Consider the following 26,763-nt stretch of genomic DNA (forward strand, 5'->3'; position numbering starts at 1 on the left):
AGCCCATGACTCTGGAAGCCTGGTTCACCATAGCCGTCATCGGTCTATGCCTGGGACTGCTGATCCACGGACGCACGGCCCCCGATATCGTCATGATGGCGGGGCTCACCCTGTTGCTGGCAGCCGGGATCCTGACCCCGGCCGAAGCCCTCTCTGGCCTGTCCAACGAGGGCATGGTCACAGTCGGGATCATGTTCGTCATCGTGACCGGACTGCGCGATACCGGGGCGATCGCCTGGATCGTGCAACACCTGCTCGGCATCCCGCGATCGACGCTCCATGCCCAGCTCCGCCTGATGACGCCGGTCGCCGCCATGAGCGCGTTTCTCAACAATACCCCGGTAGTGGCGATGATGATTCCGGCGGTACAGGACTGGGCGCGACGGCATCAAATCTCCGTGTCGAAGCTGATGATCCCGCTCAGCTACGCCACCATCGCCGGCGGTACCTGCACGCTGATCGGCACCAGCACGAATCTGGTGGTCAACGGCATGCTGATCAAGGAGACCGGGCAGGGCCTGAAGATGTTCGAGCTGGCCTGGGTCGGCATCCCGCTGGTCATTGTGGTATTTCTGGGCATCATCCTGCTGAGCCGCTGGCTGCTGCCCGACCGGCGCCCGGCCATCAGCCAGTTCGAGGAATCGCGCGGCTACACCGTGGAGATGATGGTCGATCCCGCTGGCCCCCTGGTCGGCAAAACGGTCGAGCAGGCCGGCCTGCGCCACCTGCCGGGACTGTACCTGATCGAGATCGACCGAGGCGAGCAGGTGCTGCCCGCCGTCTCACGCCTCGAACGCCTGCAGGCCGACGACCGCCTGATCTTCGCCGGGGCGGTGGAATCGGTCATCGATCTGCAGAAGATCAAGGGTCTCAACCCGGCCACCAATCAGATCTTCAAGCTGGGCATGCCACGCCCGGAACGCTGCCTGATCGAGGCGGTGATCTCCAGTGGCTGCCCCCTGGTCGGCAAAAGCATCCGTGAGGGCCGCTTCCGCACCCTCTATAACGCGGCGGTGATCGCCGTGTCGCGCAGCGGTGAACAGCTCAAGGGAAAGATCGGCGACATCGTGCTGCGCCCCGGTGACACCCTGCTGCTGGAGGGGCATCCGTCCTTCGTCGAACAACAGCGCAATTCCCGCGATTTCTACCTGGTCAGCCGCCTGGAAGGTTCCAATCCGCTTAGTCACGACAAGGCACCGATCGCCCTCGTCATCATGCTCTGCATGGTGCTCGCCGCCGCCCTCGGCTGGCTGAGCATGCTGCAGGCCGCATTGCTGGCCGCCGGCGCCATGCTGATCACCCGCTGCACGCGCGGCAGCAACGCGCGCGCCGCGGTAGACTGGCAGATCCTGATCGTCATCGCCGCCTCGCTCGGCATCGGCAAGGCACTGGAAACCACGGGCGCCGCCCAGGCGATCGCGGATACCTTTCTATCATCCACCGGAGCAGGGCCGCTGATGGCGCTGTTCATCGTATATATCATGACGGTAGTATTCACTGAGATCGTCACCAACAATACCGCTGCGGCACTGATGTTTCCCATCGCCATGGCCTTGAGCAAATCGCTCGATGTGAGTTACATGCCCTTCATGATAACCATCACTGTCGCCGCCTCGATGAGCTTCGCCACACCGATCGGCTATCAGACCAACCTGATGGTACTGGGACCGGGGGGCTATCGCTTCACTGATTATATGAAGCTGGGTATCCCATTGACCATCATGGTGGGGATCCTGGTGATGCTTATCGTTCCAAAGGTATGGACGTTCTGAGCTTTCTATTAAGAGAAAGCGCATGGTTAATCCTGATAAGCTTTTCAGCTCTGAAAGTTCTTTCTGAAACAATCTTACCTAGTATTTACGACTAACTTCCCACGTAGTTATCTCTCACGAAGATAAATTAGTGGTTCTGTTACGCAGCAAAACCTTGACCAGAATACGTCAGTACTATAGTCTGCGTTCAATTAATGAACATATTATTGAGCATATAGCTATGGTGTGGGGAATATGACGAATACCGATGAAGTCCGCTATCGTATCCTCAAAGCTCTAGATACCAACCCATATCTTACTCAGCGTGGCCTTGCTCGGCAGTTGGGAATAAGCCTTGGAAAGGCTAATTATTGCCTTAATGCATTGATCACTCGCGGCTGGGTTAAAGCCAGGAATTTTCAAAAAAGCAATAACAAGCGCGCATATTCGTACGTACTTACCCCGAAGGGGCTGGAAGCCAAGGCGATAGTCGCGGCGCGGTTTCTAAAGCATAAAATGGATGAATATGAGGCTATACGGAAAATCATCGAAGAGCTCAAACGTGAAGCCATGCAAGACAGCCCATCTTAATTTCATGCAGACATGACTATATATGTTCTTAGCTTGACACAGGCTCGACCTGAGTGGGTGGCGCGCGAGATCCCAGAGACCATATGACTCCTAGACAACCTTTGACTGAAATTGTCCGGCTGTGCAACGCGCTGCTCACTAGCGGCATCAGCTTCTGCCACTGGAAAAGCAACAATGCTCTGCAGAGATCCATGACGGGCGAGAATGATCTCGATCTGCTGATCGCTCGCCGGGATGCTGGGAGCTTTCGTGCCATCGCGTTTTCTCGCGGTCTCAAGCTGACGCGTGGAACCGGCTTCCGGAACATTCCAGGTCTCGAGGATTATTTCGGATACGATGCCGAGAGCGGCCGGATATTTCACGTTCAGGCGCATTATCTCCTGGTGCTCGGACATGACACTACGAAAAATATCTGGCTTCCGGTCGAGGCGGCCTATCTGTCAACGGCGACTCGCCAAAAAAACGTTAGTCTACCGACACCATCCGTAGAGATGGAATTGGCGATTTTTTGTATACGCATGGCACTGAAATTCTCATTACTAGGCATCATCCGAGGTCGCGGCGTACTGACAGGAAATGCACTAGAGGAGTTCAATGATCTCATGACTCGGGCAAACTGTACGCTTACAGGCAGCGTACTTTCCCAGCATCTCCCCATACTCAGAGAAGACTTAATGCAACGATGCATCAAAAGTCTACAGCCTGGAGCAGGCATCTTTCTGCGCCACATAGTCAACAAACAAATCCGACATGCCCTATCCGGCTATCAGCGGTCAGGTTGGTTACGTGAGAGCATCCGCCGCCAAAAAGTGCGGCTACAGCTATTGCTGGGACGTCACTTACCCGCATATCTACCTGGACGAAGGCTTGTATCTGGAGGCTTGACTATCGCCATTGTCGGTGGGGACGGCGCGGGGAAATCGACCGCGATCTCTGGTATCACGAAGTGGCTCCAACCAGATTTTGATATTGCTGTGCTTCACATGGGGAAGCCTGAGCGAGCACTCTTCAGCTATCTTGTGGACGGGTTTCTGAAGCTCACCGGAATCAGACGCAGATACGCCGCTTTGAGTGACATACAATCTTTTCCAGGTTACCTCTGGATGGTGCGCTCCGTCTTATACGCCCGCGACCGCTATCGCTGCTTCAAATATGCGCAACAAAAGGCTTCCCAAGGCAGAATTGTTATCTTTGACCGCTACTATTTTCCGACATTCTCCACCATGGATGGTCCGACCTGTCACATGGCTATGAAACACCGGAATAATTCAATAACCACGCTACTGACAGCCTGGGAGCGGGGCTACCTCGATCGCATAGCGATGCCTGGCCTAATGATTCACATAGCTGTCAATATCGAGACAGCGGTGACAAGGAAAGTTGATGAGCTGAGCGATTATGTACGCCGCAGAAACGAAGAGATAACCGAGAGCAGTTGGCTAAAACAGCAGGCTATTTATATAGATGGGAATCTTGGAACGCATGATGTTATTCGTCAGATAAAGCAAGTTATCTGGCAGCATTTATAAGTATAGAAGCCTATCAAATGAATTCCAGCATTGAATCCCCGGTTATAGAAATAGCTGGAGTGTCAGGAGTCGGCAAGACTACTCTTATCAGAAATCTGGTTTGCAAAAATAACCTTGCAATCAAGATATCGCTAAGACATCTATTATCTAGTAACACAGCCATACTTCGATATGCCGCCCTGGCTGCATGGAACTATAGATCACTATTTTTCGCTAGAGCGAATTGGATTGATATTCCAGAACAATGCTATTTGCTTAGGAAACGGATCATATATCGAATTGAGGAGATGCGATCGCTGGCGCGCATACTGGCTTTCAGCTCAGAAGATTGTCAAATCAAATCAGGACTACGCTCCCCCAGATTGATTGATCAAGGACCAATATACAATCTGGCATTTCTTGAAGTTATGCGTACAAGCGAGGCGCGCCCTGAGCTTAAGGACTTAACTAACTTTCTGTGCAAGAAGATAGGCAATCGTATCGATGGAGTGATCTATTTATATGGGTCGGATGAAAAATTAATGCCTAGACGAAAATCTAGAGCTGACTGGAATAAATATCAGAAAGTATTTATAACAGATAGAAACATCGCATTGCATCATGCGGATTACGTGATAGCGTACAAACATATTATCAATTTACTGCGTCATCAGAAGCAGATCCCTGTGTTTGACCTGGATACCACCCAGATGAATATTGATGATGTTACAGACGCAGCTGCATCGTTCCTGTCCAGCTATCGTGCTGATATGAAATCCAAACAGCCATAAATGGGATGGCAATAGACCATGCGCTTAGGTAATACGGCCATATTAAATAGCCTAGCAGCAATAGCTGAGTTCATTTCTCGCAACATCATGCTGCTTATATTGACACCGTTTCTTGTTCATGGCCTGGGTAACTCAGTATATGGAATATGGAAAATCCTCGAGAGACTGATCACTTATCTTTACGTGGCGGACGGCCGACCAACTCAGGGACTTCAATGGATGATTGCCAGCCGTCAAGGCAGTGGTCATTCAGATGAGAATAGGATTGCTGTAAGGCATGCAATTGCAGTCTGGATGGGATTTATTCCTATCGTTCTATTTCTTGGCGGAATGCTAGCCTGGTTTGTGCCCGCATGGATTGATGCAACATCAGATCACTACATGCAGATCAGGATTGCCACCATTGTTCTGGTGATGGGGTTTCTATGTATTGGACTAGGCTCTATTGCCATCTCGGTACTCGTTGGAGTCAATCTTGGTTACAAGCGTGTATGGGCGACATTAACGGTGGTTATCCTCACCGGTCTGCTCATGGCCTTAAGCTTGAGGTATGAATATGGGCTAATTGGTATAGCGTCAGCAAATGCTGCTGGAAGCCTGGCTGGTGCACTATTGTTTATGTGGATCGTACGCATCAATGTAGCCTGGTTTCCGGGAATTGTGCCATTATTTAGAGGTGCTGCCAGATTTTTGCGCTTGAATATATGGTTTGCATGCTGGACGCTCATCAATAAGGTGATTCTCAATAGTGATATTGTGATTTTGGGTATGATTCTGACACTCAGCGCAGTAACTGAATATTCAATTACCTCTTTTGCGGCTCAAACACTAGTTACCATTATCGCCCTCATCGTCGGCGCTTCGGTGCCCGGCATGGGTAATATGGTCAGCAATGGTGATGATAGACGTGTCATCGAGACGCGCCGTGAATTGCTGGATTATGTATGGTTTGCGTGCGCAATTGGCGGCTCTCTTATCATCGCATGGAACAATGCATTTATTACTTTATGGGTAGGCCACGAGATATATGCAGGGAGACTTGTAGATGCGCTTATCCTAGTTTTCTCAATCCAAATTGCGATGATAAGAAGCGATGCGTTCATCATAGATCTAACCTTGGATATTAAGAGAAAAGTTTTTATAGGAGCAATATCAGCGGTTTTATCTGTCACTTTGGCGTTTGCTCTTGTCCCTGAGTATGGTCTCGTCGGTTTATGTATTGCCATGATTATTGGCCGCCTACCAATGACATTTCTATTTACAAAGATTGTTCACAAGAGATTTAGAATCGATAATTCAATATATGACGTAGCCCGGAGATTTATTGGCGCTCTAATATGGATTATCTTGTTATACGTCATATCAAATCAGATGGATGCCTCAACCTGGATCTCATTTTTGTCTGCATGCCTTCTTACAGTCACCTTTGGGATACCTTCTTGCTTCTTTCTAATGTTTGGCGCTTCAGATCGGGCTCGTATGCTTGCAAGGATACGATCCTTCAAAACATTGCCTGAATATAACCACAGCAACTGGAGATAGTAATGATCCTGAAGCGGACTAGATCAGCATTAGTTGATACAGCAAGATTTATCTATCTTAATACGCCATCAAGAGCGCTACGTCGCGCTTATTTCAGGATGTTCTGCGCGCTGATGCGGGGAAGAAAAACTACAATATCTATCAATAATCTTCGATATGAGCTAGACCTTGGCGAAACAATAGATATTGCGCTCTATCTCGATCGATTTGAGCCGGAAGTAGTATCCGCCATCAAGAGATATACGATGCCGGGCATGACGGTTCTAGATATTGGAGCTAATATTGGCGCGCATACTATTCTATTTGGCGATCTGGTTGGCCGCAGCGGTGCCGTGTACGCATTCGAGCCAACTGATTTCGGGTACAACAAACTAATAAAGAATATACACCTGAATCCAAATATGAATATATCGGCATTCAAGCTTGCATTAGCCTCAACCAATCAATTCTCTAAAGAAATTACATTCCGATCAAGCTGGAGAACTGATGGAAAGCGAAACGATGTTTCATCAAAGACTGACTTTAGACGTCTAGATAATTGGATATCAGAGCAGGAGATCTCGCGCGTAGATCTTGTAAAAATCGACGTTGATGGCAATGAATATTCAGTATTGACTGGCGGAGAAACGACAATTTCAAATTATCGACCCGTGTTTCTAATGGAGGCTGTCTCTCGACATTTCGAAAGTGATGATCAAAATCCATTTTTGCTACTCAGAAATCACGGATACATGTTTTCTGAAATTAAAATGATCAATGAGTATAAAGATGTCGATTCAATCCGACGCCTTCTCCCTGAGTATGATCCGGAAATGACAACATCTATTAATCTAATAGCTCGATATTGCAAGTGAAATGGCGTAGAAAAGTCATGAATAGCACGATCCCAGAGCCGCATGTAATGCCGATAGATAGGGAGAAATGGAAGGAAAAGCTCTCTCTCTGCAACTTTATTAACGCCTATTATCACTACCGAGATCTTGTATCAGTTGGCGGAATTAAATCCGTACTTCTTATTGGGCCAGGACAAGGTCTCGAAGCTGGTATATTGCGTAGCCGTGGATTTTCAGTAACAACATTTGACATTGATAATACCTTTAGGCCAGACATAACAGGAAGCGTTCATGACATGACGATGTTCAGTAACAGTCAGTTTGACTCAGTGATCGCATCGCATGTCCTGGAGCATCTTGCAGAGCCGTATCTTGATCAGTCTCTGTCAGAGATTTCCAGAATTGGACGAAGCGCACTGATATATCTTCCAGTTGCAGGGAGGCATATGCAATTTCGATGGATTGCAGGATTCAAAAATATCGACCTAACGTTCACAATCGATCTATTTAACTATTTCAGAAGACATGATGGAAAATCTGCTAAGTACTGCAGCGGCCAACATTACTGGGAGATTGGGGTAAAGGGTTTCAGAAAAAAAGAAATCACACAAAGGATTCGCAATCATTTCGAAATTCTTCATAAATATCGAAACAAGGATTGGCCTCCTAGTTACAACTTTGTATTGAAATCGAAGAGCTTCAAATGAATATATTATATTCATTCAACAAGAAAGGTCGTGAGGCAGAGTACTGGACACACGAAATATCATTGGCCTCTGATCATGAGTACAAATTTATACCTTTTAATCATGGAGAGCTTCTCGACCCAAAGCTATATGTGCGCGCCCAAATTCTCGATGATCTGTATTTTAATAGAGATAAGCAACTCATGCATCTCTATAACGAATTTGAATCAGCTCTTAACAAATACAAGATTGATGCAGTAGTTGTAGATAATAGATTTCCATATCACCCAGACTATCTGCGAAAAATAAAGGCATACAAGGTTCTCAGAACTACTGATGGGCCAGTAGCTGCATACGATCGCGACCTTGCCTTCCTTCATGCTTATGACCATGTTCTTTATCACAGTCCCGCGTACAGCCCGGACATGGGCATGGAGGAAAAGCTCCGGTATTGCGGCGCTCGTAGAGTCGACTTCTGGCCGCTCGCTGTATTTGACGCTTTATATGACAAGGGCAGATCAGAAACCTCTCTTTTCTCACAGAAAAGGGATATCGATTTGATATTTATCGGCGCCCAGCATCTTAACAAGATGCCGCTATTAGCGGATGTTAAACGTGCATTTGGCAGAAGATTCTATCTATATGGCGTCACCACTCTGAAAAGGAATATTTATTTCAACATTAAATTTAGATTACCAGGCTGGATTAGATCAGTGCCATTTACAAAATACGTATCCTTATACCAAAGAACAAAGATCGGAATCAATGTTCATAACCGAGGAAAATATACAGTAGGTAATTATCGGTTGTTTGATCTTGCTGCTAACGGGGTAATGCAGATCTCTGATGGTGGTGAATATCTACAAAGCTTTTATGACGTTGGAAGTGAAATTGTTTCTTATGATAGCTCAAGAGAATTAATTAACAAGATTAGCTATTATCTCTCTCATGAAGACGAGCGTCTTAACATTGCAATTAATAGTTATAGGCGAGTGATGAGAGATCATCGACTAAAGACAAGAATGAGAGACCTTGGGAAGCTAATATCGAAAGGTATTAATAATTTTTAGATTCTTAGTTCGACAATAATTTCTGAGTAATCATATCAGGCTTCTCTAATGATGCAACGGAACGGAATGCTTCAGGATATTTTGGGAAGAAAATTTTCCTTGAAATACTTGGCCTGGTTATTTGGTCTCGGGACCGCCTGGCTCAGCATGATTATGCTTTCTTCTCCAGAGCACCGCATGATCTATTATGTATTGACTGCCGCTAGCCTCGCTCTCGTATGGCTCATGTTATTTATAAATTCGAGAGACGCAGGAATCCGAATTTTTGATGTTGGCTTATTATGCGCGATTGCAACATTGTTATATACAGCAGTACCACTATTAAATTATATCGCGGGTGAGTTTGCATTTACTGCATTAAGTGACAGTCGTCTTCAGAGCTACCAACCCAGCCCTTACGAGCTAAGCATGTTTCACTGGAGGCATGTTTTATATATATGGGCATTTGTCATTACGTACTCATTGATGCGAGGTCGCCAATCTATCTCTCAAGCTCCGCACCGCAGCTATGTCAGCAATGCACAACTAATTGTGATTACTACGATGCTTTTCGCAATGTCTATGTACTTCATTTTTATAGATTACGCACTTGGAATCACATTCAATCCATCATATGAAGAATTAATGGATCAAAGAAAAAGTGGCGCGGCAGAGACGGGTCCACTAATTCTGCGACAAGTATCGAATTATTTATGGGGCATGTTTTTTATTCTGAAGCTGGCGCTATTGTATGCAATTCTTGCCAGGTATCGAAAGCCAATGTGGCGCGCTACATTTTACACCTGGATGATAGTGGAAATTGGCTATGCGATTTATGTGATGGGATCAAGAACTCAAGTTATATTGTTATTGGTTGCCGCAGTGCTTCTCTTTGATTATCAGGTTCGCCGAATTCAATTACGAACAGCAACAATAGCTGCCTGCATTCTTCTTGTATGCTTTCTATTATTTGGGTATATCAGAGGGCTAAGCCTGAGTGATTCAAATGTGGCTGGAGTTAGTATTTTATCTGCCACAAACGAATTTCAAGCCCTACTCGGCACTGCTTTTGACGTCTGGAAGCGGACTGAAAACGGAACATTGATTGCGCCATGGTATGTACATCTATATGACTTTATCAGTTTGTTTCCGCCACAGCAGATTTTCCCATTTGATAAGCAATCTGCGTCACAATGGTATTTGGAGGCAACTGATCGTAGCGGGATCTCAGGAAAAATGTGGGGGGTTGTATCGCAATCTATCATTGGACTTGATTGGATTGAAATTCTTGTAAGAGGAATATTGCTAGGTACTGTTTGTGGTTTATTGCACCGATATTTCGTCAAAAATCAAGAGAGTTTTATGACGGTGCTTTTGTACTTATGGCTGTGCCTTACTATTTATTACACCTTTCGCGCGACGACATTCTATGCAACGGTATGGTATCTATATGAATTTATTCCAATCTACATAGCGCTGAAATATTTGCCACAGATGCTAACAAAAACTATAAAAGCGACGTAATCCTAAGATCCGTCATTTGAAAACTTGATCCCATACAAATATTCAGTAAAAGCTGCATTAATCCATTGCGACGACATCGAAATATTCTTCATGTCACCCCAACGCTAGGCGGGGGAGGTGCTGAACGTCAACTTGCTATGCTTGCATTGGAGCAGGCAAAAAATGGTATGAATGTCCATGTGGCGACCCGCAGGGGTGGGCACCACGAAGGATTAATGCGTAGCCATGGGGTTGTTATACATCTTCTAGGAGATTTTCGGTATGCCCACCCGCTGTTGTTCAGACGCCTCTGGTCGTTGATCAAGACGATCAATCCGGATATTGTCCAGACGTGGCTTCCTCAGATGGATATCGTCGGCGGCCTCGTCGCCACGGTGGCAGGGAAACCTTGGGTGCTGAGTGAGCGAAACTCAAAAAAGGCATTTACGCGGCCTCCCAGGTCGGTCTGGTGGCTGCGCCGCCAGGTCGCCAGGCTTGCTTCTCTGATCGTTGCCAATTCACAGGCGGGTTGCGACTACTGGTTGGAACACATCGGTAAACCGGATCGCCTGGCGACGATATCTAACGGTCTGGACCTGGCGGGCATTCGTACGGCGCGACCGCTTGGCATTCCTGGAGCTGATCCAGATGGCGGCAGCTTCCTGTTGGTCGGGAGATTGCTTCCACACAAGTCTCCGCAAACGCTGGTCAGGGCGCTCCGCATCGTCCGTCATACCTATCCGGCACGCGCATTGATCATTGGCGATGGTCCGCTACGTGATGAATTAGACAACTTGATACGAGAATCAAGTCTTGGCGATTCGGTTTCGGTGATGCCGTATCAGACGGAGTGGTGGGGTTACTTGAAAACCGCGACCGCCCTGATCAGCATGAGTCAGTATGAAGGGCAGCCCAACGTTGTTCTCGAGGCCATGGCGGCCGGATGTCCGATCATCGTGAGCGATATCCCCATGCATCGTGAGATCCTCGACGAATCCACCGCCGTCCTGGTGCCGGTCGGCGATGCCGCTGCCTTGGCAGGCGCGATGATTTCGCTGATCGCACATCGGGACGAGGCGTGCCGGCGCGCGGAACTGGCGCGGCAATCCGTTGCACGGATGAATATGGAAACCGTTGCCCGAAATTATGAGCTGCTGTACGAGCGGGCGCTAAGATAGACTCTGCTATGATGACGGCAGATAACCCCGCACCGGCATTGGATTAACTAACACACGCATGCTAAAAAAATATAAATATATGGCCCTCGGATGCATCACCTGCATACCCAAGGCCCACGATATGCTGCGGCGGGGAACCGGCGGGACGACGTCCTCCCGCTATTGTTACTCGGTCTGGCTGCGGCACCTGGTCACTGCCGCAAAGGCGGGATTGCCCTCATTACCCATGCATGTAGCCGAACTTGGCCCCGGTGATTCCATTGGCATCGGCCTCGCTGCGCTGATCACGGGAGCTGACACCTATTCGGCCCTCGATGCGATCCCGCACGCCGTCTCGGCGCGCAATATCGTCGTTTTCGACGAACTCGTCGAATTCTTCCGCAGACGCGAGCCGATTCCCGGTCCCGAGGAATTTCCCCGCGTCCGACCCACCTTGAACGACTATTCCTTTCCCGACTGGTTGCTACCGTCTTCCAGGCTGGACACTGCACTGGCGCAGGACCGCATCGGACACCTCCGTGCCGACCTGGTCGCCGGCACCGGCGCCATCCGCTACATCGCGCCGTGGAACTCCGAGAGGCTGATCGAGGCGGGAAGCATCGATCTCATCGTTTCCCAAGCCGTGCTGGAACATGTCGACGACCTGCCCAATGCCTATCGGGCGATGGCCAGATGGCTGAGGCCGACCGGCTACGTCTCCCATCAGATCGATTTCAAGTGCCACGGCATGGCCGAGGCCTGGAATGGTCACCTCGGCTATTCGGATCTGGCCTGGAAGATCATGCGCGGCAGACTGCCCTATCTGTTGAACCGCAGGGTCTACTCCGAACATCTTGCCTGCCTGCGCGATGCCGGCTTCATCATCAAGAATGAGCAGATCGCGGAAAGTTCCGGCGCACTTACAAGAGACCAGCTGGCCCCACGGTTTCGGCACATCACTGAACAGGACCTACGGGTGTCCGGCGCCCTGATCCAGGCCATGTTAGCCGGCTGATCGATTGGCGATCTGACGTGAATAATTATCTCGTGACCGCCAACCTCGTCGGCATGAGGCCCTGCAGCTGATGTGCGGCCTTGTGGGCTTTGTCGATCTGCGGATTTCTTCGGAAGACGCCGAGCGCCGGCTTCGCGTCATGACCGATACGATCCGTCATCGCGGTCCCGATGACAGTGGCATCTGGTACGAGCCGGAAACCGGCCTCGGGCTGGGACACCGCCGCCTCTCCATTCTCGATCTGTCCGCGGCCGGTCACCAGCCCATGGCGTCGGCATCCGGAAGGTTTGTCATCGCCTTCAATGGCGAAATCTACAATCATCACGACTTGCGGGACGAGCTTGTCAAAAAGCGGCCTGATGTGATATTCCGCGGCCACTCCGATACTGAGGCCTTGCTGGAGGCCATCGACTGCTGGGGCGTCATGTCAACCTTGCCCCGCCTGAATGGCATGTTTGCCTTCGCCGTCTATGACAAGCTCGAAAATATTCTATATCTGGTACGTGACCGCATCGGGGAAAAACCCCTGTATTTTGGCTTTATTAACACCACGCTGGTGTTCGCTTCCGAGTTGCGTGCCATTCATGCAGCCTTTCCCCGTAATCTTGGCCTTGATCGGGACGCCCTGGATCTGTATTTCCGGTTCGGTTACGTGCCCGCGCCGAGGTCGGTCTTCGCCGGCATTGCCAAGGTCGAGCCTGGGCATGTCCTGGCGTTCCGTGTGACCAGGACGTCGTGCCGGCTCGTCAGTGATGCCGCCTATTGGTCAGTCGGGGATATGGTAACGGCAGTTCCCGACCCCGTTCATGACTCAGAGCAAGCCGCAAACGACCTCGATCGGCTCCTGAGTGATGCCGTCAGGATCCGGATGGAGGCCGATGTCCCGCTGGGGGCGTTTCTCTCCGGTGGGATTGATTCCTCCCTGATCACCGCCCTGATGCAGCATCAGAGCCGGGAGCGTGTGCGGACGTTCACCATCGGTTTCGACGATGCCCGCTTTAACGAGGCGCCCTATGCCAGGGCAATCGCCGACCGTCTGGGGACCGAGCATACTGAGCTGTACGTTACTCCCAAGGACGCGCTCGATGTCATCCCGAGGCTCCCCGCGATCTTCGATGAACCGTTCGCTGACGTCTCCCAGATCCCGACCTATCTGGTTTCCCGGATGGCACGCGAGCACGTCACCGTGGCCCTGTCCGGCGATGGCGGCGACGAGCTGTTTGCAGGCTATCAACGCTACCAGCTGGCGCTGAAGCTATGGCGGCACCTCGACAGGCTTCCATACCACCTGCGCAGCCTGGCGGGATCGCTCCTGCGCGGGATACCGTTCACTCTGTGGGACCGGCTGGGTTTCCTCATGCCGGATACGCTGGCCGCCGGCCGCTTCGGCGACCGCGTCCACAAGTTCTCCGAGATCCTCGGCACCCGTGATTTTGATCGACTGTATTCCAGGCTGCACTCATTATGGAGTTCCACCGGGCGACTGATGCCAGGACATGCCGACAAGCTGGAATTGCTCGCAGCGCCCGCCGTAATCGAAGGGGTCCGTCCATGGCTCGAACGCATGATGGCCTGGGATCTTGTGACCTATCTGCCGGACGACATCCTGGTCAAGATGGACCGGTCTTCCATGGCGGTCAGCCTGGAAGGACGGATACCCTTACTCGATCACCGGGTGGTCGAGTTCGCCTGGCGCATGCCGGCCGATCTGAAGCTGCGCGATGGTACGGGAAAATGGCTGCTGCGCCGGGTACTGGATAAATACCTGCCGAGAGATCTGATCGAGCGCCCGAAGAAGGGGTTTAAAATACCCTTGGAAACCTGGCTCAGAAGCAATCTGTCGGAATGGGCGCGTGATGTCCTGGATCCACGCCTCCTGCGCAGTCAGGGGCTGATCAATCAGCCGCTCGTGAGCGCCATGCTCGAGCAGCACTTGACAGGGAAACGCGCCTGGACGTCACAGTTATGGACGATCTTGATGTTCCAGTGCTGGTATGGCGATATGCAGCGCACAGGACATGAACCAAGGGCATAGAGAGGTAATCGTGCGTGTCTTAATCACAGGCGGGTCGGGGTTCATCGGTACAAATCTTGTCGAGTACTACGTGAATCGGGGTCATGCTGTAGTCAATGTCGATATTGCCGCGCCAAAGAATCCGGAGCACGGAAACTACTGGATAAAGACCGATATCCGGGACGCTGTAGCGATCAGCCGCCAGGTTCAGAAGTTCCGCCCGGATATCCTGTTGCACATGGCCGCGCGCACCGACCTTTTCGGAAAGGACATCAACGACTATGAAGCAAACACCGCGGGCGTCTCCAATATCATTAGCGCAGTAAAATCGTCAGGCTCCGTCCGCCTGGCCATTTTCGCTTCCTCCATGCTGGTGTGCCGGATTGGCTACCGGCCCACTGATGAATTTGATTATTGCGCGAGTACGGCCTACGGGGAGAGCAAGGTCGAGGGCGAGTGGCGGGTACGGAGGGAGGCGGGCGACGCATTTCCCTGGCTCATCGTCAGGCCGACATCAATCTGGGGCCCGTGGTTTGCATCGCCTTATCGCGATTTCTTCACTGCCGTACAGAGAGGCTGGTATGTTCATCCTGCCGGCAGGAGAATCAGAAGGTCCTACGGCTTTGTCCTGAACACGGTTCACCAGATCGACCGCCTGATCGAGAGAAGCGGCGGGGATCTGGTCGGTAAAGCTGTTTACATCGCTGACTACGAGCCGATCGAACTCAAATCATGGGCAAATGAGGTACAGCGCTGTCTGCGGGCGAAGCCCGTCAGAGAAGTGCCACTCTGGGCCTTCCAGATTGCGGCCAAAATCGGCGATTTTTTCAAATCTCTTGGCTGGAATACAGTGCCAATGTCAAGCTTTCGCCTGAATAATCTCCTGACGGAAATGATTCACGACACAGCGCCTGTCCACTCGGTGTGTGGTCCGCTCCCGTACACCATGCCGGAGGCGGTATCCCTGACCTGTGACTGGCTGCGCAGCAACGACGGCGGCCGATGAAAATATTGTTTTCGGTGCACGGTTACAAGCCGGCCTGGCGGGTGGGCGGCCCCATCCTGTCGGTATCCGCCCTTGCCGAGCGGCTTGTCAGCAAGGGCCATCAGGTCATCGTGTGTACCACGAACATGAACCTCGACCAGGAACTGGATGTCCCGCTGAATACTCCGATCAACATCAAGGGCGTGGAGGTATACTATTTCGCCTGTGAGGAATACCTGAAACGGTATTTTTCCAGGATCGGCTATCTGTCGAAATCGATTGGGACCCTGTATTCACCCACTATGGGGCAAGCACTACGGGAATTCGTGCCCAAGGTAGATATCGTCCATGTGCATCTGCCCTTCGTTTATCCCACTATGGCGGCGGCACGGGCCGCCTTCAAGTTCGACAAGCCGCTTTTCTATCACCAGCGCGGCGTATTCGATCCTGCTCGATTGAGGTTTCGATCGCTGAAGAAGAATGCCTATATCTCCCTGGTTGAAAGACCGATACTCAGGCGCGCCACGACACTGATTGCGCTGACGGAGGCGGAGCGCGAGAGCTATCGACGGCTTGATGTTGAAACCCCGTGTGCAGTCATCCCGAACGGCATTGATCTGCCGGAACTATCCGTGCTGACCGATAGTCAGGTGGAATTGCTGAGATCGGTGGGAATCGAACCCTCACACAAGGTCGTGCTGTTCATGGGACGCTTGCATCCTATCAAGGGTGCCGACCGCCTTCTGGACGCATTCTCCCGTATCGCAGCCGAAGTTCCTGATGCCCATCTGATCATGGCGGGTCCGGACGAGTTCGGAATACACCAGGACTTTCTGTACAAAACCCGCGAATTGGATCTCGCCAGTCGCGTCTCCTTTCCGGGGATGGTAGAGGGTGACCTAAAGCGGGCACTGTTGCTGCGCGCGAACCTGTTTTGCCTTCCTTCCGATGCGGAAGGATTTTCCATGGCTATACTCGAGGCACTGTCTTACGCGATTCCGGTGATGATATCGCCGGGCTGCCACTTCGATGAGATCGAAGCTGCTGGCGCCGGATGGGTGGTCAATGCGGATGTTCCAGCCATGGCGAAAGCACTCCGCGCATGCCTGGCCGACATCCACCACCTTCGTCAACACGGAATGCTTGGGAGAAGGTTGGTGGAACAACGATATGGCTGGGATACGATTTCCGAGCAGATCCTGTCGGCCTATGAAGAGGGAATCGCCCGACATGCGTCCCGGCAGCGGACATGACGAGATTCGTGCTGGATGATCGGTCGATGAGCAGCAAAGCCACGAAAGCAGAGGGCGGTCTCCGGACAGTGGGACGATTCAAGCAAACGCGTCCCGACATGCCGCTCGTTTCCGTGATCACTGTGACATATAACCGCGCCGCCACCCTGGTGGATACGATTCACAGCGTCCTTGCGCAGACATATTCGAACATCGAATATATCGTGATCGATGGTGGCTCGACAGACGACACGCTGGAGCTGCTACGCAGCAATGATCACAGCATAGATTACTGGATGAGCGAACCCGATACCGGTATATACGACGCCATCAACAAAGGCATCCGGACGGCTCGTGGCGAATACATCGGACTGCTGAATTCCGACGACTACTTTTCGTCCAATGAATCCGTCGCGGCAATCGTATCCACGCTACGTTCCGGCAGCTTTGATGCCGTGCACGGAGATCTCAAGATCGTCTCCAGAAAGGACACGACTCATGTACAACGGTATTACCGGCTGAACGGATTCAAGCCCGGTCATCTCCGCTATGGCATTATCCCCGCCCACCCGACCTTCTACTGTAAGCGGAGCCTCTATGAGAAGGTCGGTCCGTACAAGACGGATTATCGCGTGTCGGCCGACTCAGAAATGATGATCCGCACGATCATCAGAGCCTCGGCGAAGCTGGGATATGTCGATCGTGATCTTGTCACCATGCGTTCCGGTGGAATCAGCAACAATGGAATGCTCGGGAGAATCCATCAGAACTTCGAGATCGTGCGCGCCTGCCGCGAGAATGGTTTATATACCAATATCGTTCTGCTGATAGCGAAGATACCGCTCAAGCTGATGCAGTATCTCAGGCGACAGCAATGAAGCGGCTGTTGCTCACTGGCGCTACCGGATTCGTGGGGAGGACATTGCTACACCGTCTCTGTCGCGACGCGATATATGACCCGAAACTGATAACGCGGCGCCCGATCCCGGGCCTGCCCGGTCATATAGAGGTGACGCATGTTGATGACATTGGGCCCACTAACAACTATAAGGAGGCGTTGGCTGGTTCAGAGGTGGTCGTCCATGCGGCAGCGCGCGCGCACAGGATCAATGACCGGGTCGCGGATCCCGTTGCCGAGTTTCACCGGGCTAATACCGAGGCTACGCTGAATCTCGCCAGGCAGGCCGCCGATGCTGGCGTGAAGCGCCTGGTCTTCATCAGCACGATCGGGGTACATGGTACCGAGACCCATGACGAGCGTCTTACGGAGGACTCGCCCATCCTGCCACATTCCCCCTATGCGCTGTCCAAACACGAGGCTGAGATCGGCCTGCGCGCGCTGGGGCAAGTTACCGGGATGGAGATCGTCATCATTCGGCCGCCACTAATCTACGGTCCCGACCCGCCCGGCAATCTGGCACGACTGCTCGCGCTGGTCTCCCGTGGCTGGCCGTTGCCATTCGGCCTCGTAAGGAACAAACGAACTCTGGTTGCGCTCGACAATATCGTCGATCTGATCGTCCGTTGCATCCAGCATCCCGCCGCCGGGGGCAAGATATTCCTCGCAGGGGACGCCGAGGACGTCTCTACGCCAGAGATCATCGCCTGCGTAGCAGAGGGCATGCGCACGAGAATTACGCAGCTGCCCATTTCCCCGATAGCGCTCAAGACGGGCGCCCGCCTGCTTGGCCGGCCTGCCCTGTACCAGCAGCTGTGCGGTTCGCTACAGATCGATATCACGCGAGCGCGCCGCCTGCTCGACTGGACACCCGCCACAACATCCCGTGACGGTCTGATTGCAATGGGGCGGTGGTACAGGGAGAATGTCATGTCGAAACAGACAAGCCCAGTTTAGCTAAATCTACCCAAAGAACCGATCCATGTCAGTACTCATTCCTCTGCTCGTTCCGGTTTTCGCTCTGAGCTGTGTCATGGTATATCTGCTAAGCCGCACCGGTTCGCTGCTCCGGATTATTGACCATCCCAACGAGCGATCTCTTCACCAGATACCGACGCCTCGCACAGGCGGACTGGGAATCTGGGTCGGGAGTCTCGCCGGACTTGGTGCTGTCTCGCTGCTGTTCGGAGAGGTGCTGGAGGTTATTTGGTTAGCAACTGGTGCATTGATCATAGCTATCATCTCATTCATTGATGATCGTTTACATGTACCCGTTAGGATCAGGCTTTCAATCCATCTGTTGGCAGCAATAACCCTCGTGATTGGCGGATTACAATGGCAATCCATTGAATTACCCGGATTACATATTAATCTTCCCCCTGGAATAACGCATGTATTAAGCGTGTTGTTCATCATCTGGATGACCAACCTCTACAATTTCATGGACGGTATGGACGGCCTCGCCGGTGGTATGGCCGTATTCGGCTTCGGCACCCTGGGTATGCTCGGTCACCTTGCAGGGGATGACTTTTACGCCGCAATGTGCTGGATGATTGCGGCATCCTCTGCCGGATTCCTAGTGTGGAATTTCCCGCCGGCACGCATCTTCATGGGTGATACCGGCTCCTCTGTCCTCGGGTTGCTGGCCGCGGCGCTGTCTTTGTGGGCGGATCGGGATGGACTGTTCCCGCTATGGACCGCCATGCTGATCTTTGCTCCGTTCGTCTTTGATGCGACACTGACCTTGGCGCGTCGTACTCTTCAGGGAGAACGCATCTGGGAAGCGCATCGCAGTCACTATTACCAGCGTCTGGTTCAGGCGGGATGGAGTCATCGACGTACCGTACTGTGGGAGTACGGGTTGATGCTGCTGTGCAGCGCGGGCGCCTTCTACGCCTTTCGTGCCTCGACGGCGGGGCAGTGGATGATCATCGGAATGATCCTCAGCACATGCCTGGCTGGCGTGGTCGGAGTGCGTCATATCGAACGACGCCACTTGGCCAGCCGGATGCCGAAAATCTCCTTGTAGCAACCTGATTCCTGGAAGCAACCTTTCCCTACGATTCAACGTGTATTTATACGATAGTATTAACCCGAATATCCGCTATCCTCGGGCGGTAAAATCGCATTAACATCGCATAGATATTGCAGTACAATACGCCGCATTGCTTCAATAACAAAAAATTCTTACCAAATCAGCGATTAATACTGATATGGTGGGTAACTTGGCAAGAGGAGTGGGCCTTGGCCTCAAAGCGCCGGATCGCGATCGTTGCTCATGACCTCTGCATGGTCGCGGGCGCCTGGTTCCTGGCTTACCTGACCCGCTATAACTTCCAACTGTCCGCCGGTGTCTGGCCGGTCCTGTGGCAAACCCTCCCAGTGGTGATAGCAGTCCAGGGGCTGGTCCTGTGGCGTTTCGGCCTCTACCGTGGTGTCTGGCGCTTTGCCAGCGTCCCGGACCTCTGGAACATTATACGTGCCGCGGCTATCGGTGTTTTCATCATTGCCCTGGCCGAATTCCTGATCAATCGGCTGGCGGGCATTCCGCGCGCGATCTTCCTGCTGTACCCGATCTATCTGGTGCTGTTGCTGGGAACGCCCCGCCTGGGCTACCGCATCTGGAGGGATTACCGGCTCGGAATGCTGAACGGCGCCAACCGAAAACGGGTACTGATCCTGGGCGCCGGCCGGGCAGGGGAGATGCTGGCCCGCGACATGCGACGGGATGGCGGCTATATCCCGGTGGGATTCCTCGATGATCAGCCGGCCCTGAAAGGCTTCAAGGTCCATAATCTGCCGGTGCTGGGCACAATCGACCGGCTGCCCGAGATCGCGCGGGACCATGCGTTGGACCTGGTGATCATCGCGCTCCCGTCTGCGACCAACGCCCAGATGCGGCGGGTCGTGGAGATCTGCGAGCAGGCAGAAATCGAGTTCCGCACACTGCCCAACCTGCGGGATCTCGGGGCTGGGCAACCCACCGTATCCGAACTGCGCGAGGTCAATATCGAGGACCTGCTCGGGCGGACCCCGATCACGCTGGACTGGAACCGCATCAGCAAGGGTCTTGCCGGACAGACGGTCCTGGTGAGCGGAGGCGGGGGCTCGATCGGCTCCGAGCTGTGCCGCCAGATCGCGCGCCTGCGACCCGCTGCCCTGGTCCTGTTCGAAAACAACGAGTACAACCTGTTCGAGATCGAGCGCGAACTGCGCGGGAAGCACCCCGACCTGGTCCTGCATGCCTATCTGGGCGACGTGCGCGACCGCGCCTCGGTGGTCCGGGCCTTCGAGCGATTCAAGCCCCAGGTGGTGTTCCATGCCGCCGCCTACAAACATGTCCCCATGCTGGAATCCCAGGCCCGCGAGGCGGTGCGCAACAACGTGCTCGGTACCCGCCTGATGGCCCAGACCGCCGACCGCTTCGGCTGCGAGGCCTTCGTCATGATCTCCACCGACAAGGCGGTGAATCCGGCCAATGTGATGGGCGCCAGCAAGCGGGTGGCCGAAATCTACTGCCAGTCCTTCGCCAAGCGCTCGCGCACGCGTTTCATCACGGTGCGTTTCGGCAATGTGCTGGGATCAGCCGGGAGTGTCATTCCGATCTTTCAGAAGCAGATCAAGGCCGGCGGCCCGGTGACGGTCACTCACCCGGACATCACGCGCTATTTCATGACCATCCCCGAGGCGGCCCAGCTCATCATGCAGGCGGGGGTGATGGGCGAGGGCGGGGAGATCTTCGTGCTCGATATGGGTGAGCCGGTGCGCATCGGTTATCTGGCCGAGCAGATGATCCGCCTGTCCGGGAAGACCCCTGGAGAGGACATAGAAATTATCTATACCGGCCTGCGTCCAGGCGAGAAGTTCTACGAGGAGCTGTTTTACGACCAGGAGGAGTATAAATCCACCGGGCATGATAAAATCCTCCTCGCGCATTCTGTCGTCGTCGACTGGTCGATGCTGACGTCGGATGTGCGCGCAATTGAGGAAGCGGTGGAGAGATACGATGAGGGGGAGGTTCACCGCCTGCTCAAACGGATTGTGCCTGAGCTCGCCGCTCAACAATCGCTTTCCAATGTCGTCCCCTTCGAACGTGCGAGCGTATGACATACAAGGTTACCAAAGCCGTGTTCCCGGTCGCGGGAATGGGCACCCGTTTCCTTCCGGCCACCAAGGCGAATCCGAAGGAAATGCTGCCCATCGTCGACAAACCCCTGATCCAGTACGCCGCGGAAGAAGCGATCGCGGCCGGTATCAAGGAACTGATCTTCGTCACCAGCAGCGCCAAGCGCGCCATTGAAGATCACTTCGATAAGAACTACGAACTCGAATCCGAACTGGTCGCGCGCAACAAGCGCGACCTCCTGCGCAAGGTGCAGGGCATCCTGCCGAAGGGCGTATCGTGCGCCTATATCCGTCAGCCGGAGGCCCTGGGGCTCGGGCATGCCGTGTTGTGCGCCCGGTCGGTGGTCGGCAACGAACCCTTCGCGGTGATCCTCGCCGACGACCTGATCGACAACGGTGATCACAGCTGCCTCAGACAGATGGTGGATCTGTTCGGGGAGCGGGGCTGCAGCCTGCTCGGCGTGGAGCAGGTCGATCCCGCCGAGACCGATAAATACGGCATCATCACCCCGAAGCGGATCGGTGACCGCCTCTACCAGGCGGAAGCCATCGTGGAAAAGCCACGGCCGGAGGAGGCGCCTTCCGCGCTGGCGGTGGTCGGCCGCTACATCCTGACCCCCGGCATCTTCGATTACCTGGAAAACCTCGGCAAGGGTGCCGGCGGCGAGATCCAGCTCACCGACGCTATCGCGCAGTTGATGGGCAGCGAGACAGTGCTGGGCTACGAGTTCGATGGCATCCGCTATGACTGCGGCAGCAAGCTCGGCTATCTGCAGGCCACAGTCGAATACGCGCTCAAGCACCCCGATCTGCAACAGCCTTTCCGTGAGTACCTGCAAAAGTTCTGCCTGCTGGAGTGAGGAGACCCCGGGGGTCGTGATCATCTGAAATAACATCCGCAGCAGGCACTGGAGGGGGCCGAATGCGGAACTTGCACAATGTCTCGGAGGAACCGGTTCCGGCGGTGGAGCCGTTACAGGTTAAAGACCATCCGGCTGTGCACCTCCATCCGACCCGTGACGATTTTCATGGTGACCGGGACGAGATCAGCCTGCTCGACCTCTGGTTGACCCTGATGCGCTGGAAATGGTTGCTGGCCGGCGGCTTGGTGCTTGGAATCGGCGGCGCAGCACTCGTGGCGCTGTTGATCCCCGACAAATCGCAGCTGAATACCACGATCGAGATCGGCGCCCTACCGGCCAACGGCATCGCCACGCCGCTGGAATCGCCGTCTTCGATCAAGGTCAAACTCGAAAATTCCTACATCCCGCTGACACAGCGCCAGTTTCAAGAAAAGTACGGCAATGGCAAGGACAGCTTGCTCTTCGTGAATGTCATGTTGCCCAAGGACAGCAACCTGGTCGTACTCGAGAGCCGGGCGCCGGAACAGGACTTCGACGGCCGCTATGTCGAGTTTCATCGCGAGATCTCCCGTCAGCTCATCAATGACCACGTGCGCAAGCTTGCGGTACAGCGTCACCGCTTGGAGATCGATACGGCGCGGGCGCGAATGACGCTGGATGCGCTGCGCGACAAGAAGGCACTGGAAGTGAAGCGGCTCGCGCTCGAAACCAAATATCGTCAGGCGGAGGCGGAGATGCAGCGCGTGAGCGATCCAGGCATCTTCGAGGCCCGGCGCAAGGCGCTGGAAAACCAGGTCCAGGCGGCAAAACTCAAGTCTGATTCACTCAGGGGGCGGGAACAGCTCCTGCGCATGCAGCTGGGCCAGCTGGATACCCAGAAGCACCTGCTCGAGGCGCAGGCCACTCAGCTCGACGGCCAACTCCGTAGCGCGGGTGCGGCCCGGATCCGTGCCGTCAGCGAAGTGTCGGACGAGAGCCGCGCCATGACCCAGCTCCTGATCGACAACGAAATCCGTGAGAGCTCCGACCGGCTCGCCGTGCTGCAGGAACGACTCCTGGTCGGAGCCGCCAACGAGGCGCTGGAGATCAATAACGCGATCGAGGAAAACAAGCGCGCGCAGCTCCTCCAGCGCGACGAAATCCTTGAGTCGGAAGCGCAACTGGAGCAGTTCCTACGGGAACACGAGATTTCCATCCAGGAAGAGGAAAACCGGTTGCCCGAACTGAAGGCCCAGATGGCCCTGCTCATCGCCGAGCACGAGTATTCCGTGCAGGAGCAGGAATACGCCGTCAAGGAGCTGGAGAACCGGCTGGAAAACTTCACCGATACCCGCATCGTCTCCGAGCCCGTGCGTTCAATCGGAAACTCGGGTACTTCGTCCAGCGTGATTCTGGCCCTGGGCGCCATTTGCGGGATCATGTTCGGCGTGTTCGCCGCACTGTTCGCCGAATTCCTCAGGAAGCTCAGGCTGGCCCGCCTGGCCGGTTGAAGTCAGAGGTAAGGGGACGGATTTAAATCCGTCCCCTTTGTCTTGGTTTAGTCCGATTCGTGTTCCCGCCGCGGGGCATCTGCCGTGGCACGGGACTCCGTGGATACGGCTGGCGGGACCGGCGTCGACGCGGCCGCGGGACGCTCATGATCCCGTTGCGAGGTGATCGCCGAATGGAGCGAGCTGGGCCGGAAATCCGGCTTGGCAGGCTCCACGATGGAACTCACCGGAGCCGCGAAGGTCGTGACCGGCGCCGGGCTGTGGGGTATCGCTGGGGCAGGTGGCGCACTTGCGACAGCCGTAGCGACGGGCGTCGGCGGGATGTTGTCCCTGCGTCCCGTATCATTGCTCACCGGAGCGGCATCGCCACTGCCTGAATTGGCAGCATGCGCCGGTTCAGGGCGCTGCGGCTGACCCGACCCGCGGTTGCCGCCGCCTTCACCGGATCTTCCCGCGCTGTCGCCACCGGCCGCGTCGCGATTCTGAGAGCGGCGGCGTCCGCCGCGGCGGGAACGCTGCCGGCCCGAACGACTGCCCGCACCCTGACTCCCTTCACCACCGCGGTCGCCCTGAGCAGGCCGGGTCTGCTGGCCGGATTGCGGTTGCGGCTGATCCGCAGATTCGGTCGGGCGCGGATTCTCCGCCGTCTCCTGTCTCGGCTCGGCCGGTGGCTTTACGCGCGGCTCACCGCCGTGACGGCCAGTCGAACCCTGTCCGCCACGTCGTTGTTGCGGCTGGTTTCTTGGGCCGCCGCGCCCGCCACGGACTCCCTGCCGGTCACCCGCACCGTCATGGCGTCTCTCCTTGCGTTCGGAGGGTTGCGCGCGGCTGGCGGCGGCCTTGGGGGGCTCTTCCTTCTGTCCGCCGAAGAGTGTGGACCAGAGCTGCTTGATGAACCCGCCGCGAGCGGCGGGTTCACCATGCGAGCGCGGTTCTCCCTCGACTTCCGGAGCATCCTCCGGCCGGCTGGCCGGCGCCGGGGTCAGGGGCTTGATGCCTTTGACGAGCGGCGCCTCGGGGATCGGCTTGGGCTGGGCCAGCGGAACGACTTCAGCCTTGGCCTCGATCTCGCTCGCGAGCTCGTAGCTGGCCTTTTCCTCGGTCTCCGCCGGCAGATCTTCCTTGCGGAGGCGCTTGACCTCGAATTTTGGCGTCTCCAGGGCGGAATTCGCGATCAACAGGATCTTGATGCCCTGGCGCTTCTCGACCCGCGAGATCGCCTCGCGCTTCTCATTGAGGAGGAAGGTCGCGACATTGACCGGGACCTGGATGATCAGGCGGCCGGTGTTCTCCTTCATGGCCTCTTCCTCGATCACGCGCAGGATCGACAGCGCCAGGGATTCGACGTTGCGGATCGTGCCGAGGCCGTTGCAGCGCGGGCAGATGCTGTAGGCGGATTCGCCCAGCGAGGGCCGCAGGCGCTGGCGCGACATCTCGAGCAGGCCGAAGCGCGAAATCCGCCCCATCTGGACGCGGGCGCGGTCCTTCTTCAGCGCCTCCTTGAGGCGGTTTTCGACCTCGCGCTGGTTGCGCGCGGGGGTCATGTCGATGAAATCGATGACGATCAGACCGCCCAGGTCGCGCAACCGGAGCTGGCGGGCGATCTCGTCCGCCGCCTCCAGATTGGTCATCAGGGCGGTTTCCTCGATGTCGCCGCCCTTGGTCGCGCGGGCAGAGTTGATATCGATGGCGACCAGCGCCTCGGCGTGGTCGATGACGACGGCGCCGCCCGACGGCAGGCGGATCTCATGATGGTGGGCCGCCTCGATCTGGCTTTCGATCTGAAACCGGGTGAAGAGGGGGATTTCTTCCTGATAAAGCTTGAGCTTGTTGAGGTTCTGCGGCATCACCTGCTGCATGAAATCGCGCGCGCGCTGGTAGACCGCCGGGTCGTCGATCAGGATCTCGCCGATGTTCGGCCGCAGATAGTCGCGGATGGCGCGGATGATGATGTCGCTTTCCTGGTAGATCAGGTAGGGGGCGCGGGTCTCGGAGCTGGAGGCGGCCTCGATGGCCTCCCACACGCGCACCAGGTAGTCGAGGTCCCACTGGATCTCTTCGGCGCTCTTCCCGATGCCGGCGGTGCGCACGATGATGCCCATGCCATCCGGGATCTGCAGGGCATTGATGGCCTCGCGCATCTCGTTGCGGTCATCGCCCTCGATCCGGCGCGAGATACCGCCGGCGCGGGGATTGTTGGGCATCAGAACCAGATAACGGCCCGCCAGGCTGATGAAGGTGGTCAGGGCGGCGCCCTTGTTGCCGCGCTCCTCCTTGACCACCTGAACGACGATCTCCTGGCCCTCTTTCAGGGCATCACGGATCTCCACCCGCCGGTTGTCGTCGGATGCGGTATCGAAAACGGTGGGGGAGACTTCCTTGAGGGGCAGAAAGCCGTGGCGATCCGCGCCGTAATCGACGAAGGCCGCTTCCAGGCTGGGCTCGATGCGGGTGATGCGGCCCTTGTAGATATTCGACTTTTTCTGTTCCCGCGACGGGGTTTCTATATCGAGATCGTAAAGATATTGCCCATCAACCAGTGCGACCCGCAACTCTTCCGGCTGAGTCGCATTAATCAGCATTCTCTTCATGTTTCAGCAATCCTTAAGTGTAACCATGCACGCTGCTCAGCGCGGAATTGCTGAATCGTAACTGTTTGCAATGATCTTATGACATTACGTTTGCGCCAGGTTGTGTGCCAAGGGCAAGGTCATCGTATCGTCTCATATC

The 26,763-nt window shown here is 54.6% G+C and carries 21 protein-coding genes; 20 read left to right on the plus strand and 1 reads right to left on the minus strand.

Annotated elements, in window-relative coordinates; all coding sequences use genetic code 11:
• The first annotated feature begins 5 nt into the window (after positions 1 to 5).
• The 20 genes from IPM20_03570 (at position 6) to IPM20_03665 (ending at position 24,033) form a co-directional block, all read left to right on the plus strand.
• Positions 6 to 1,772 carry an SLC13 family permease gene (locus IPM20_03570; protein ID MBK9130709.1) on the plus strand — a complete coding sequence of 589 codons (1,767 nt, stop codon included), beginning with the start codon at positions 6 to 8 and terminating at the stop codon, positions 1,770 to 1,772.
• Between the two features lie 234 nt (positions 1,773 to 2,006).
• Complete coding sequence (locus IPM20_03575) at positions 2,007 to 2,342, plus strand: MarR family EPS-associated transcriptional regulator (protein MBK9130710.1); 336 nt, start codon at positions 2,007 to 2,009, stop codon at positions 2,340 to 2,342.
• A gap of 191 nt (positions 2,343 to 2,533) precedes the next feature.
• Positions 2,534 to 3,871, plus strand: coding sequence for a hypothetical protein (locus IPM20_03580; GenBank protein MBK9130711.1), 1,338 nt, complete (start codon positions 2,534 to 2,536; stop codon positions 3,869 to 3,871).
• 17 nt (positions 3,872 to 3,888) lie between these two features.
• A complete protein-coding gene (locus IPM20_03585; GenBank protein MBK9130712.1) occupies positions 3,889 to 4,641 on the plus strand; it encodes a hypothetical protein in 753 nt (250 codons plus the stop codon).
• An 18-nt stretch (positions 4,642 to 4,659) separates the two neighbouring features.
• Positions 4,660 to 6,183, plus strand: coding sequence for a polysaccharide biosynthesis C-terminal domain-containing protein (locus IPM20_03590; protein ID MBK9130713.1), 1,524 nt, complete (start codon positions 4,660 to 4,662; stop codon positions 6,181 to 6,183).
• Between the two features lie 2 nt (positions 6,184 to 6,185).
• Positions 6,186 to 7,037: an FkbM family methyltransferase gene (locus IPM20_03595; GenBank protein ID MBK9130714.1), complete on the plus strand. Its 852-nt coding sequence runs from the start codon at positions 6,186 to 6,188 to the stop codon at positions 7,035 to 7,037.
• A gap of 17 nt (positions 7,038 to 7,054) precedes the next feature.
• Complete coding sequence (locus IPM20_03600; GenBank protein ID MBK9130715.1) at positions 7,055 to 7,723, plus strand: methyltransferase domain-containing protein; 669 nt, start codon at positions 7,055 to 7,057, stop codon at positions 7,721 to 7,723.
• Positions 7,720 to 8,772, plus strand: coding sequence for a glycosyltransferase (locus IPM20_03605; GenBank protein MBK9130716.1), 1,053 nt, complete (start codon positions 7,720 to 7,722; stop codon positions 8,770 to 8,772). Before IPM20_03600 ends, IPM20_03605 begins: the two co-directional genes overlap by 4 nt.
• Positions 8,773 to 8,838: 66 nt before the next feature.
• Complete coding sequence (locus IPM20_03610) at positions 8,839 to 10,275, plus strand: hypothetical protein (protein ID MBK9130717.1); 1,437 nt, start codon at positions 8,839 to 8,841, stop codon at positions 10,273 to 10,275.
• Positions 10,276 to 10,412: 137 nt separating this feature from the next.
• Entirely contained in the window at positions 10,413 to 11,432 is a 1,020-nt protein-coding gene (locus IPM20_03615; GenBank protein ID MBK9130718.1) for a glycosyltransferase, read from the plus strand.
• A 226-nt stretch (positions 11,433 to 11,658) separates the two neighbouring features.
• Positions 11,659 to 12,426 carry a methyltransferase domain-containing protein gene (locus tag IPM20_03620; GenBank protein MBK9130719.1) on the plus strand — a complete coding sequence of 256 codons (768 nt, stop codon included), beginning with the start codon at positions 11,659 to 11,661 and terminating at the stop codon, positions 12,424 to 12,426.
• Positions 12,427 to 12,496: 70 nt separating this feature from the next.
• The gene (gene asnB / locus IPM20_03625) at positions 12,497 to 14,461 is read left to right on the plus strand and encodes an asparagine synthase (glutamine-hydrolyzing) (protein ID MBK9130720.1); all 1,965 of its coding nucleotides are present in this window, start codon (positions 12,497 to 12,499) and stop codon (positions 14,459 to 14,461) included.
• Positions 14,445 to 15,446: an NAD(P)-dependent oxidoreductase gene (locus IPM20_03630; GenBank protein MBK9130721.1), complete on the plus strand. Its 1,002-nt coding sequence runs from the start codon at positions 14,445 to 14,447 to the stop codon at positions 15,444 to 15,446. Before asnB ends, IPM20_03630 begins: the two co-directional genes overlap by 17 nt.
• Positions 15,443 to 16,678 carry a glycosyltransferase gene (locus IPM20_03635; protein MBK9130722.1) on the plus strand — a complete coding sequence of 412 codons (1,236 nt, stop codon included), beginning with the start codon at positions 15,443 to 15,445 and terminating at the stop codon, positions 16,676 to 16,678. Before IPM20_03630 ends, IPM20_03635 begins: the two co-directional genes overlap by 4 nt.
• A 98-nt stretch (positions 16,679 to 16,776) precedes the next feature.
• Complete coding sequence (locus IPM20_03640; protein MBK9130723.1) at positions 16,777 to 17,535, plus strand: glycosyltransferase; 759 nt, start codon at positions 16,777 to 16,779, stop codon at positions 17,533 to 17,535.
• On the plus strand, positions 17,532 to 18,512 hold the full coding sequence (locus tag IPM20_03645; GenBank protein MBK9130724.1) for an NAD-dependent epimerase/dehydratase family protein: 981 nt from the start codon (positions 17,532 to 17,534) through the stop codon (positions 18,510 to 18,512). Before IPM20_03640 ends, IPM20_03645 begins: the two co-directional genes overlap by 4 nt.
• A gap of 76 nt (positions 18,513 to 18,588) precedes the next feature.
• A complete protein-coding gene (locus tag IPM20_03650; protein ID MBK9130725.1) occupies positions 18,589 to 19,584 on the plus strand; it encodes a glycosyltransferase family 4 protein in 996 nt (331 codons plus the stop codon).
• Between the two features lie 260 nt (positions 19,585 to 19,844).
• Entirely contained in the window at positions 19,845 to 21,662 is a 1,818-nt protein-coding gene (locus IPM20_03655; GenBank protein ID MBK9130726.1) for a polysaccharide biosynthesis protein, read from the plus strand.
• Complete coding sequence (galU, locus tag IPM20_03660; GenBank protein MBK9130727.1) at positions 21,659 to 22,540, plus strand: UTP--glucose-1-phosphate uridylyltransferase GalU; 882 nt, start codon at positions 21,659 to 21,661, stop codon at positions 22,538 to 22,540. The genes IPM20_03655 and galU overlap by 4 nt, the downstream gene beginning before the upstream one ends.
• A gap of 62 nt (positions 22,541 to 22,602) precedes the next feature.
• Positions 22,603 to 24,033 (plus strand): hypothetical protein, encoded by a 1,431-nt coding sequence (locus IPM20_03665; GenBank protein MBK9130728.1) that lies wholly within the window; start codon positions 22,603 to 22,605, stop codon positions 24,031 to 24,033.
• Between the two features lie 47 nt (positions 24,034 to 24,080).
• Here the strand turns inward: IPM20_03665 and IPM20_03670 are convergent, their stop codons facing one another.
• Entirely contained in the window at positions 24,081 to 26,615 is a 2,535-nt protein-coding gene (locus IPM20_03670; GenBank protein ID MBK9130729.1) for an Rne/Rng family ribonuclease, read from the minus strand.
• Positions 26,616 to 26,763 lie beyond the last annotated feature (148 nt).

It is taken from the genome of Gammaproteobacteria bacterium, from assembly GCA_016716465.1.
In the GTDB taxonomy this organism is placed as follows: domain Bacteria; phylum Pseudomonadota; class Gammaproteobacteria; order SZUA-140; family SZUA-140; genus JADJWH01.